General features: G+C 36.0%; 21 protein-coding genes. 16 read left to right on the plus strand and 5 right to left on the minus strand.

Translation table 11 applies throughout. The features are described 5' to 3' along the window. Window positions 1–286 precede the first annotated feature (286 nt). The 4 genes from IEU71_RS09410 to IEU71_RS09425 all read right to left on the minus strand — a co-directional run bounded on the left by IEU71_RS09410 (window position 287) and on the right by IEU71_RS09425 (window position 2483). The gene (locus IEU71_RS09410) at window positions 287–1231 is read right to left on the minus strand and encodes an Abi family protein (protein ID WP_004912379.1); all 945 of its coding nucleotides are present in this window, start codon (window positions 1229–1231) and stop codon (window positions 287–289) included. A gap of 150 nt (window positions 1232–1381) precedes the next feature. Then, on the minus strand, window positions 1382–1693 hold the full coding sequence (locus IEU71_RS09415; protein ID WP_004912382.1) for a hypothetical protein: 312 nt from the start codon (window positions 1691–1693) through the stop codon (window positions 1382–1384). 8 nt (window positions 1694–1701) lie between these two features. Continuing rightward, window positions 1702–2136, minus strand: a complete 435-nt coding sequence (locus IEU71_RS09420; protein ID WP_004912386.1) for a hypothetical protein — start codon at window positions 2134–2136, stop codon at window positions 1702–1704. Next, window positions 2133–2483, minus strand: a complete 351-nt coding sequence (locus tag IEU71_RS09425) for a helix-turn-helix domain-containing protein (protein ID WP_004912390.1) — start codon at window positions 2481–2483, stop codon at window positions 2133–2135. Before IEU71_RS09425 ends, IEU71_RS09420 begins: the two co-directional genes overlap by 4 nt. Before the next feature lie 287 nt (window positions 2484–2770). On the opposite strand from IEU71_RS09425, the gene IEU71_RS09430 reads away from it, so the two are divergent. From IEU71_RS09430 to IEU71_RS09485, 12 genes are all read left to right on the plus strand, one after another. Then, window positions 2771–2986: a hypothetical protein gene (locus IEU71_RS09430; protein WP_004912392.1), complete on the plus strand. Its 216-nt coding sequence runs from the start codon at window positions 2771–2773 to the stop codon at window positions 2984–2986. A gap of 19 nt (window positions 2987–3005) precedes the next feature. Continuing rightward, on the plus strand, window positions 3006–3155 hold the full coding sequence (locus tag IEU71_RS09435; RefSeq protein WP_004912395.1) for a hypothetical protein: 150 nt from the start codon (window positions 3006–3008) through the stop codon (window positions 3153–3155). A 96-nt stretch (window positions 3156–3251) separates the two neighbouring features. Continuing rightward, window positions 3252–3479 carry a helix-turn-helix domain-containing protein gene (locus IEU71_RS09440; RefSeq protein ID WP_004912399.1) on the plus strand — a complete coding sequence of 76 codons (228 nt, stop codon included), beginning with the start codon at window positions 3252–3254 and terminating at the stop codon, window positions 3477–3479. Beyond that, window positions 3457–4188 (plus strand): BRO family protein, encoded by a 732-nt coding sequence (locus IEU71_RS09445; RefSeq protein WP_004912402.1) that lies wholly within the window; start codon window positions 3457–3459, stop codon window positions 4186–4188. Before IEU71_RS09440 ends, IEU71_RS09445 begins: the two co-directional genes overlap by 23 nt. Further along, on the plus strand, window positions 4185–4364 hold the full coding sequence (locus IEU71_RS09450) for a hypothetical protein (RefSeq protein WP_004912405.1): 180 nt from the start codon (window positions 4185–4187) through the stop codon (window positions 4362–4364). The genes IEU71_RS09445 and IEU71_RS09450 overlap by 4 nt, the downstream gene beginning before the upstream one ends. A gap of 18 nt (window positions 4365–4382) precedes the next feature. Continuing rightward, window positions 4383–4637 carry a hypothetical protein gene (locus tag IEU71_RS09455; RefSeq protein WP_004912409.1) on the plus strand — a complete coding sequence of 85 codons (255 nt, stop codon included), beginning with the start codon at window positions 4383–4385 and terminating at the stop codon, window positions 4635–4637. A 116-nt stretch (window positions 4638–4753) separates the two neighbouring features. Continuing rightward, entirely contained in the window at window positions 4754–4972 is a 219-nt protein-coding gene (locus tag IEU71_RS09460; RefSeq protein WP_004912412.1) for a hypothetical protein, read from the plus strand. Continuing rightward, complete coding sequence (locus tag IEU71_RS09465) at window positions 4962–5117, plus strand: hypothetical protein (RefSeq protein WP_155816959.1); 156 nt, start codon at window positions 4962–4964, stop codon at window positions 5115–5117. Before IEU71_RS09460 ends, IEU71_RS09465 begins: the two co-directional genes overlap by 11 nt. After that, complete coding sequence (locus tag IEU71_RS09470) at window positions 5110–5307, plus strand: helix-turn-helix transcriptional regulator (protein WP_004912419.1); 198 nt, start codon at window positions 5110–5112, stop codon at window positions 5305–5307. The genes IEU71_RS09465 and IEU71_RS09470 overlap by 8 nt, the downstream gene beginning before the upstream one ends. Next, the gene (locus IEU71_RS09475; RefSeq protein ID WP_004912422.1) at window positions 5304–5513 is read left to right on the plus strand and encodes a helix-turn-helix domain-containing protein; all 210 of its coding nucleotides are present in this window, start codon (window positions 5304–5306) and stop codon (window positions 5511–5513) included. Before IEU71_RS09470 ends, IEU71_RS09475 begins: the two co-directional genes overlap by 4 nt. Window positions 5514–5675: 162 nt before the next feature. Further along, the gene (locus IEU71_RS09480) at window positions 5676–6074 is read left to right on the plus strand and encodes a hypothetical protein (RefSeq protein ID WP_004912431.1); all 399 of its coding nucleotides are present in this window, start codon (window positions 5676–5678) and stop codon (window positions 6072–6074) included. Continuing rightward, window positions 6071–6457, plus strand: a complete 387-nt coding sequence (locus IEU71_RS09485) for a hypothetical protein (RefSeq protein WP_004912434.1) — start codon at window positions 6071–6073, stop codon at window positions 6455–6457. Before IEU71_RS09480 ends, IEU71_RS09485 begins: the two co-directional genes overlap by 4 nt. Here the strand turns inward: IEU71_RS09485 and IEU71_RS09490 are convergent. Further along, on the minus strand, window positions 6444–6782 hold the full coding sequence (locus tag IEU71_RS09490) for a helix-turn-helix domain-containing protein (protein WP_004912437.1): 339 nt from the start codon (window positions 6780–6782) through the stop codon (window positions 6444–6446). The genes IEU71_RS09485 and IEU71_RS09490 overlap by 14 nt on opposite strands. A gap of 88 nt (window positions 6783–6870) precedes the next feature. Between IEU71_RS09490 and IEU71_RS09495 the strand changes: the two genes are divergently transcribed. From IEU71_RS09495 to IEU71_RS09510, 4 genes are read left to right on the plus strand one after another with little or no spacing between them, the layout of a single operon-like run. Then, window positions 6871–7032, plus strand: a complete 162-nt coding sequence (locus IEU71_RS09495; RefSeq protein ID WP_004912440.1) for a hypothetical protein — start codon at window positions 6871–6873, stop codon at window positions 7030–7032. After that, on the plus strand, window positions 7013–7294 hold the full coding sequence (locus IEU71_RS09500) for a hypothetical protein (RefSeq protein ID WP_004914419.1): 282 nt from the start codon (window positions 7013–7015) through the stop codon (window positions 7292–7294). The genes IEU71_RS09495 and IEU71_RS09500 overlap by 20 nt, the downstream gene beginning before the upstream one ends. Before the next feature lie 40 nt (window positions 7295–7334). Next, on the plus strand, window positions 7335–7745 hold the full coding sequence (locus IEU71_RS09505; RefSeq protein ID WP_051000469.1) for a YopX family protein: 411 nt from the start codon (window positions 7335–7337) through the stop codon (window positions 7743–7745). After that, window positions 7745–8011, plus strand: coding sequence for a hypothetical protein (locus IEU71_RS09510; protein WP_004912447.1), 267 nt, complete (start codon window positions 7745–7747; stop codon window positions 8009–8011). Before IEU71_RS09505 ends, IEU71_RS09510 begins: the two co-directional genes overlap by 1 nt. Window positions 8012–8373 lie beyond the last annotated feature (362 nt).

Below are 8373 nucleotides of genomic sequence, written 5' to 3' on the forward strand. Positions count from 1 at the left end.
GTTTATTTGTCGTTCAACCAAATTATTATTCTACATTTAGTTGTTTTTCTTGACTTTTAACATAGTTTGTCTTTCTTTTTACGAAGGTATAATAGGCGTACAGATATGATAATAGGGCAGTTTAGAGTCATGACTTTGTGGACTTGCAAAGGATTATTGAGCTTTAAATAGCAAAAAGGTCAAGTAATCAGTTAAATTACTTGACCTTTTTTTATGTAGTAACCCCATCGATACCATCTCCGGAGCCAGTAGATTTATATACTGTTTCAATACATAAATTTTATCATCAATTTAACTGAAAGTCAATCAACTTAACGAGAATTTTTTTGAATTCCTGAATTGAATCTGTTTTTAAGTAATAGTCTTCATGTTTATCAAATCGTTTTACAAGAGCTTCGCCATCTCTTACCATATGCTGTCGGGACTCCCTGCTTGTCATCCGTTTATTTAAGTAAAACAGAGCAACTAAATCGTTTATTTTGACGTTGCGTAACAGGTCTTTTTCAATTCCCATTTCTGCTGCGGAACTAACAACCGAAGCAGATGAGCGCTGCCTTCTTCCAGTCTTTTGGTTAACGGGAAACAATCCAGCTTCATTATTCAGGTTCATTAAAATGGGGTTTGAGTGTGATACTGCATTTCGTATTCTTTTGGCACTTTTCATCTGTAATTGAAGTGTGTGAAACGAGCTTTCGCGTGCGGAGTATTTATCATCATAAAATCTTGCAAATTGCGAAAGAGCACCAAAAGTCATTGATTCGATCAAGACCCAAATTGCAAAATCTGGTTTATGTTTTTCATAAAGCCCTCGTGAATATAAATTTTCTTCCAAATATTTAACTGTTTGTTCGTATGCTGATGTTGTTCGTTCATCGTAATTTTTGAACTCCTCAACAATTTCATAACCATCAATAACATCATTTGCTGCGATCATATTGAGTAGTTTTACTTTGAAACCATGTTCAACATTCAAAGTTATTGGACTAAGAAACCTTCTTAACCAAGCGTCAATAGCAGCTAAATCAATTAAGTAAGCAAAATCTAAATTTGTATACAGACCGTTTATCTCTTCGAAATTGCGACGATATGAGTTAACTTTAAAATAATAATTTTTCTTTTCCAAAAAAGCTATTGCATCTTTACTACTGCAAATTTCAAAGCGAATATTTTTACTTTCCATCTTTTCTATCATTTTTTTGCTAGTTAATTTTGGTTTTTCTTCTTTAGTCATAGGTTATCTTCTTTTATATTTTATGTACGCCCGATAGGGCATGGGTGTTAATCTAGTGATTGTATTTCATCAACTTCCACATTGTGTTGTTCAAAGTACATAACGATAATCTCCTAAAGCGGTTTAATATGGTTGCCTAGCACATACTAATTAATCTTCTAAATCAAGTACTCCCATACTATCTTCGAGATTATCCAGCATTTCATGTTCTTCCATAAACCTAATCCAATCTGTGGAAGGGTGTTTCTTCAGTGTTTTTTCTGCATTCAATTTATCATGTAAGTTAACGACGATATTTTCCCACATTGTTTCGGCTTTGCTTGCTACCTTATCTTCACTAAAGCGTTTTTCCATCTTACGGCTGGTGTTTTTATTGTTTTGATAGACGAGCGCTTTTTCAATAAAAATGTCGTATGCTTTACTATTTGTTTTGATATATTCATTCAAATCTTCTGTGTTCATATTTTCTCCTATTCTAAATAAGCCAGTTCTCTAAATGTTCTGTCGACATCTTTTTCCAACCAAGAGGGTACGTGATAATATTCCATAAAACCATTAACGTTTGTTGGCATTTCAATAGACATTAACATCTTTATAGCGTTTTTATGTGCAAGCAATTCTTCACCGCGTTTACCGTATTCGCTGAATTGATAGACCGCTTGCGCTTCGTGATCTCCATACAATATATGACTCAATTCGTGAGAAAGTCGATAACAATAATCAACCCCAATATCAAAATTAGCATTCATTATAATTGCACGGCTTTTTACTAGTGCTGTATCGGGTACGTGAGATAGTAAATTATCAGCTAGTATAATAATTACGTTGTTTTTTCGAGCTATTGATTCAACGCTTTGAACTATTTCGGGATATAGTTGCTCACTGTAATTGTAAAATTCTGTCATTTATTCTCCTTCTCACGTAAGGAAATAATATAACGTGCATAATCACGCAACTTCTCTTTTTCAGACTCTTCTATTTCCATACCATCGAAAGCAAGAATAGTTTCGTCATCTAAAATATCAGCGACCTTTTTATCAGATGACGTTGGATTCATCTCATCAGTACGTCCTAATAGGTAGTCGGTTGATACATTTAAAACATCCGCAACCTTTTTTAGGTTATCTGCTTTTGGCGTAGATTTTTTCCAATCATATATAGAATTTTCAGCTAATCCTGCCCTAATTGCTAGATTTTTTAATGAATATCCTCGTTGTTTTGATAATTTAGTTGTGCGCTCATATAGTGTCATTATAGGTTTTTCCTTTTTTAAAAGCACAAAAATTATGTAACTTCCCGTTTTGGCGTTGACAATTACAAAACTTCCAGTTATACTAATTCTTGTAAGTTGGTTACTAAGTTTTAAGCAAAACAAAAACACCTACAAATTTATCTATCTTGGCGGAGCGATAAGGTTAGTAGTCCTTTGATTATGCTTGTTTATACTGCCATTATATTATGAAACTTCCATAATGTAAAGCTAACCTTACAACTAATTATATGAAACTTACTAAGTTTTATAGGAAAGGAGATACACATATGACAGAAGAAATGATCGTAGACGCAGCACGTAGTTTTAAAAAGCGTGTTAAAGATGGTCTGTTTGACCGAGATATGACACAACGAGATTTAGCGAATGCGATTGGTGTTTCAGAAGCAGTATTGAGTTTAGCGATTAACACCTACGCAGTAAACAAACAGTCTCGTGAGGTTCGTGCAAAGGTTAGACAGTTGTTAGATATTCAGGACATTTAGAAAGGAAGGGAGAATAAACATGGAAGAGTTAATTAAATTAATAGTTGGCTTGATAAAGGGTCAATTCGAGTTGAAAGAATATACTCGCTTAAATGAAGAAGTCGATGATGATACAGTCGAAGTTAGCTTTAGATTCGACGTCATACAAAAATTCCCACTCAGAAAGTGAGAATATGCATTAAAACCTTGGCAAACTTATGTTCGTTTAAACGAACGTTTGTAAGTAAATTATAACAGAAAACAGAACTACTAAAGAGGACTAAACATGACCTTGCAATCAGAAAAAATAACTAAAGTATTACACGAAAAAAATCTTACGTGGGGCTGGTTGATGGAACATTCAGATGTTTCCAGATCAACCTTGTCTCAAATCAAAAACGGTAAGAACAACGCAACGTTTTCCACAATGGAAAAAGTAGCTGACGCACTAGATGTCAGCTTAGATGAATTTAGAACAAAGGAGGAAAAACATGAATCAAGTACAAGTATTTAATTTTGAAACAAGTAGAGTGAGAACCCTTAATTTAGAAGATGTGATTTGGTTTGTGGGTAAAGATGTCGCTGAAACTTTGGGTTACGCAAATGCCAGTAAAGCAGTTAGAGACCACGTTGATGACGACGATAAAATAGTGGGGGTCCAAAACGTTACCCCATCAATTTCTGATTCGTTAGGTCGTTCTCAAACGCCAACACTTATCAACGAATCAGGTCTCTACTCACTAATCCTATCAAGCAAACAGCCTAACGCTAAAAAGTTCAAACGTTGGGTGACATCGGAGGTGCTACCAACAATTAGACAAACAGGTGGTTATCAATTAGCGCCTAAAGATCCCATGCAGGTTTTTGAACTCATGTTTCAATCATTAAAAATACAAGATTATCGACAAGAGCGTTTGGAACGAAAAATCAATTCAATTCAATACGCACAAACAATTAGTGGCGATCAAGAATTAGTATTACGACAAATTAGAAATGACAAAGCAGTTCAAATTCTTGGATATAAGGGTAATGCACGTTATCAAGCATTATCGAGAATGGTATTTGCTCGTATTTCAAAAGAGTTTAAAAGTAAATTTAGCATTCCACGATATAATGCGTTGCTCGCAAAAGATTTTGAGAAAGCAAAACGCTACCTTATGAAATGGGAACCAGATGACGCATTCGCATACCGAATCGCTTATCGGAAAGGAGTAAACCAGTGAAACAACCAAATGTAGAAATTATCACGCAGTTAGCAATTCACAACATCAAGCAAAAGGAGTTAGCTAAAAGGATCGGCGAGCGTGAAGATGAAACAAGCCGTGCAATCAATGGCGAAGAAGCACAACGCTTCGAACGAATCAGAAACAAAATCTTTGATTACTTCCAGATTAATTAATTTGAAAGGCGTACAGATATGGATAACAAAATAATTGATTTACATTCTGAATCTGTTTTGGAAAAACTTTCAACTTACTTTGAGAGTGGACCAGAACACGAGATTATTACAGGTCAGCAAGATTTAGCTGAATTTCTGACAGGTAAGAGACGTGCTGACATCAGTAAGTTTCTTGCGCTGGACGACTTCCCACAGATTAGAGATAACGTGGGCAATGTGATTGGTTGGAGTTGGCGTGAAATTAGGAAATGGGAATTTTCAAGAAACCGTTAGGAGGTATGTATGTGGTTTTTACAAACAATAGCTAGTGTCATTATCGGAGGAATGATTTTCATTACAGGTATGACCGTTGGTTACACTAAGCATGAACATGAAACGAGGAAACGCCTATGAAAGACGCATTAACTATGCTGGGCGGTGACATTCAACATGATCCAGATGGTTATCGAGTGGAGTTATATGATATTGGCGGTCGTGGCTATCACAAAGAGCGATTTAGCACAGAGCAAGCAGCGTTCGATGCAGTAAATGAGAATGCTGATGAATTGCTAGAAATTGCAAAGTATATTGTCACACAGCAATATGAGCAGGTATTTAATGATGAATAACACAGTGGGTAAGATTGTACGCATTCGTGGTGATTTAAAAAATATTGTTGATGAGATTCCGGCTAAAAATAAAACAGCTAAATATTACGGTAAAAATGCTTTGAGTTTGATTGACATAATGATTAGGAGGTTGTCTGATGAATAGATTGCGTGAACTTCGTAAAGAGCGCAACGTGACGCAACAAGAATTAGCAGATGAAATGTTGGTAACGCAACGAACATTGGCTAGGTACGAATCAGGAGAACGTGAACCACGATTGCCAATGGTATTCGATTTAGCTGATTATTTCAATGTCTCAATTGATTATCTGGTCGGAAGGAGTGACGTTAGATGAATAGACTCGCAGAATTAAGAAAAAAGCGTGGCGTTTCTTTAGGCAAAATGACTAACGAACTAACAAGACGTGGTTTTAAAATCACAAATTCCACCCTATCTAATTACGAAAATGAAAAACGTGAACCAAAACTCGAAACATGGGAACTACTAGCCGATTATTTCAACGTAACACCGCAATATCTAGTGGGGTGGGCTGATGAATGAATCATTAGAACGCGCCCGATATGATTTCATCAAAGCTCGTGATGATTTGAAATATTATCGCAGATTTGTTTATCCACACGATAAGCAGAAATTAAAAAATCTAACTGACTGGCGTAACACTACCAGAGTTAGATTGTATAGACTACAACAGGAGATGAGTTGATGAAATTTACGGAAGAGCAGTATCAGAAGATTGTTGAAATTCAAGAAGAGCATTTTCAAACAACAATTATTTCAGAAGGAAGGCTTATAAATGATGGTGGATTTTGGAATGTTGTTTCGGAAAAAATGCCACTACTTTCAGAATACGTTTCTAGCAACGATTTACATTTTGAATTAGCAGCTATCGCTAACCCACTAACTCGTGAATGGGCGCATGACAGGTTTGTTGAAGAAGAGAAGAAATACTACTGGAAACTCAAAGACAATGAGGAATTCAGTTTAGCTTATGTTGGTGTATCAATAAATATTAATTTGCGTAATAAAAGCAAATTAACAGAGTCAGAAATCAAAGCATGGGGTTACAACCCAGAAATGTTCGACAGTGAGAAAGTACAATGACTGAAACATACGAAGTAACACAAGAACAATATGACAAAATTATGGCGCTATCTGATAGTGAATATCCACTACTAACGCTTGCTAATCGTCACGATAAATATTCAGATTTCCTTGAATCAATCACGACAGAAGAAGAATTAGCATTAGCTCGCTATATGGGTGGGGATGAACGAGTTTTGTTTGTGGTTAAAGAACAAGCATATACATGGTCTGTATTCGGTAACGGTGTCCGTTATGCAATTACAAAATTTAATGAACCAAAAAACTCCCTATTAACAGGGAGCTACGGAATTGCAGATATGGCAAAATCATTTCCAGCAAAACTAACCAAATCAGAAGTGATTGATTTAGGCTTTGATCCAGATATGTTTACCAATAATTAGTTTCTAGCATGGTCTTGATATAAACGGATAGGTCAGAGCGTTGTTTATCGGTCAATGTATGATTTTTGAACGACAGTGCTACGGTGCTATCAGATATATCAACTGGTTTATCACTAGTAATAGCCATACGATTATCAGTTCTACCAAGTAAATAATCCACAGTTGTGTTAAACACAGTAGCAACTTTGCCTAGAGCTTCGCCAGACGGGTTAACTCTACGCCAGTTACCTATTGTTTGTGGGGCAAGTTTTGCACGACGTTCAACTTCTGCAATTGACAATCTATGTTCATTAGCAAGTTGACGTACACGGTTATAAGTTTCCATAAATTATTACCTCTGCACAAATTGTCTCACGTTTATTTACTCATTGTCAAGAACTTGATTTGTATGTATACACATGGAGGTGTGTTTTTTGAAATATGATTTGAGAGTAGATGGCAAAACATTTAAAACTTATGAAAATTTTGATGAAGCCATACGAATGGCTAACTTATTGAATGGTGTTTATGACACGATTCCAGAAGCAGGAAGGGCAGTAGTTGTAGGCGAATACAATGACAATCGAAGAATATAAAAGACAGTCAATTAAACGCGTCAATAAGCAAGCAGCAGTTTCAGGAGCGTTTACACATTGTTTTGATACACATGCGCAATCCGAACGGAAACGTGCATCAGAACGTAAGCGCAGATTCAGGGCGTTGGTCAGAAGTAATATTACTGAAATAGACGTGCTTGCACAGTATTTTATGATCAGCGCGAACACGATTAAAAAGATTGCCTATTCTGCTGGTTATCATATCAGCAATGGGCAAGTTGTGGAAAGTGTGATGAGATGAAAATAGTTAGCTTACAGAGCGTGGCATTGGGTGAATAGTTATGCGAGAGATTAAGTTTAGAGCGTGGGACACCAGTACAGAACGTTATTATTACAACGTACAGGCTACGCACGATGCAGACATCGGAGATAGTTTTCAAAACATTTTAGATAACGATGAACTAATTGTTGAACAATACACAGGTATGACAGATGCGGACGGTGTTGAAATTTGTGAGGGAGACATTCTAAAAGATTTTGATGAAAATGGGATAGTTGGTTTTGTAGAATACGATGAAGCGTATGGAGAGTATAGCTGTGGAGACGATAGTTTATATGAGGCAACCAGATGTTGTGTTGTAATCGGTAACATTCATAAGCATGCAGATTTATTAGTTGATGACATCAATCGCATGATACCCGATGACATCGGCAATGATATTCATGAGTTTTTACACGGAGGAGATAAGTGATGACTGAACAGACTGTACTCGAAAAATATAAAGGTGGATTATCTTTGTTCAAGGGATTCAAAACGGTTGAACTTTTACTAGATGAAAAAAATACAAATGAAGATGAGTTGTATTTTCTTGGTTATGACGCAAATATGTATCCATTGCCTGATTTTGGTACATTTCCCTTGAACTATCAAAGCGTTATTAAATTGGCTGTAAAATCAAGACTAACTGATTGGAAAGGGGCTGTTTATATTGACGGCACAAAGGTATTAGGGGAATGACTAACCCACTAACAGAAGCGGTGCAGTTACCAGTGGAGGGTGAATGATTAAAGGAGCAAAGCGTGGTTCAACTCAATAATGATTTATAAAGGCAAGTATCAATATCTGCACCGTTATACCAAAAATAGAAATTACTTTCGTGCCATGACTATGTATTAAAAAGCCAATCAGAAGAGTAATCAGCAGTAGAATAATCATCAAATAGATTAAAGCGTGAAGTAATAGCAATGTCATGCTTAGTTATCCAATCGTTTTTTAACATTATAACATTTAGAAGGGAGATTCATGAAAGTAATAGACAAACAAGTATACATCGTGGGTTATCGCAAGACAGATAATGACGAGTGGGAAACATCTGGTAC

It is taken from the genome of Leuconostoc falkenbergense (assembly GCF_014634805.1).
Classification (GTDB): domain Bacteria; phylum Bacillota; class Bacilli; order Lactobacillales; family Lactobacillaceae; genus Leuconostoc; species Leuconostoc falkenbergense.

Excerpts from the sequence above, each read along its gene's own strand:
- IEU71_RS09410 (WP_004912379.1), bottom strand. The coding sequence starts at position 1,231 with ATGACTAAAGAAGAAAAACCAAAATTAACTAGCAAAAAAATGATAGAA.
- IEU71_RS09415 (WP_004912382.1), bottom strand. The coding sequence starts at position 1,693 with ATGAACACAGAAGATTTGAATGAATATATCAAAACAAATAGTAAAGCA.
- IEU71_RS09420 (WP_004912386.1), bottom strand. The coding sequence starts at position 2,136 with ATGACAGAATTTTACAATTACAGTGAGCAACTATATCCCGAAATAGTT.
- IEU71_RS09425 (WP_004912390.1), bottom strand. The coding sequence starts at position 2,483 with ATGACACTATATGAGCGCACAACTAAATTATCAAAACAACGAGGATAT.
- IEU71_RS09430 (WP_004912392.1), top strand. The coding sequence starts at position 2,771 with ATGACAGAAGAAATGATCGTAGACGCAGCACGTAGTTTTAAAAAGCGT.
- IEU71_RS09435 (WP_004912395.1), top strand. The coding sequence starts at position 3,006 with ATGGAAGAGTTAATTAAATTAATAGTTGGCTTGATAAAGGGTCAATTC.
- IEU71_RS09440 (WP_004912399.1), top strand. The coding sequence starts at position 3,252 with ATGACCTTGCAATCAGAAAAAATAACTAAAGTATTACACGAAAAAAAT.
- IEU71_RS09445 (WP_004912402.1), top strand. The coding sequence starts at position 3,457 with ATGAATCAAGTACAAGTATTTAATTTTGAAACAAGTAGAGTGAGAACC.
- IEU71_RS09455 (WP_004912409.1), top strand. The coding sequence starts at position 4,383 with ATGGATAACAAAATAATTGATTTACATTCTGAATCTGTTTTGGAAAAA.
- IEU71_RS09460 (WP_004912412.1), top strand. The coding sequence starts at position 4,754 with ATGAAAGACGCATTAACTATGCTGGGCGGTGACATTCAACATGATCCA.
- IEU71_RS09465 (WP_155816959.1), top strand. The coding sequence starts at position 4,962 with ATGATGAATAACACAGTGGGTAAGATTGTACGCATTCGTGGTGATTTA.
- IEU71_RS09470 (WP_004912419.1), top strand. The coding sequence starts at position 5,110 with ATGAATAGATTGCGTGAACTTCGTAAAGAGCGCAACGTGACGCAACAA.
- IEU71_RS09475 (WP_004912422.1), top strand. The coding sequence starts at position 5,304 with ATGAATAGACTCGCAGAATTAAGAAAAAAGCGTGGCGTTTCTTTAGGC.
- IEU71_RS09480 (WP_004912431.1), top strand. The coding sequence starts at position 5,676 with ATGAAATTTACGGAAGAGCAGTATCAGAAGATTGTTGAAATTCAAGAA.
- IEU71_RS09485 (WP_004912434.1), top strand. The coding sequence starts at position 6,071 with ATGACTGAAACATACGAAGTAACACAAGAACAATATGACAAAATTATG.
- IEU71_RS09490 (WP_004912437.1), bottom strand. The coding sequence starts at position 6,782 with ATGGAAACTTATAACCGTGTACGTCAACTTGCTAATGAACATAGATTG.
- IEU71_RS09500 (WP_004914419.1), top strand. The coding sequence starts at position 7,013 with ATGACAATCGAAGAATATAAAAGACAGTCAATTAAACGCGTCAATAAG.
- IEU71_RS09505 (WP_051000469.1), top strand. The coding sequence starts at position 7,335 with ATGCGAGAGATTAAGTTTAGAGCGTGGGACACCAGTACAGAACGTTAT.
- IEU71_RS09510 (WP_004912447.1), top strand. The coding sequence starts at position 7,745 with ATGACTGAACAGACTGTACTCGAAAAATATAAAGGTGGATTATCTTTG.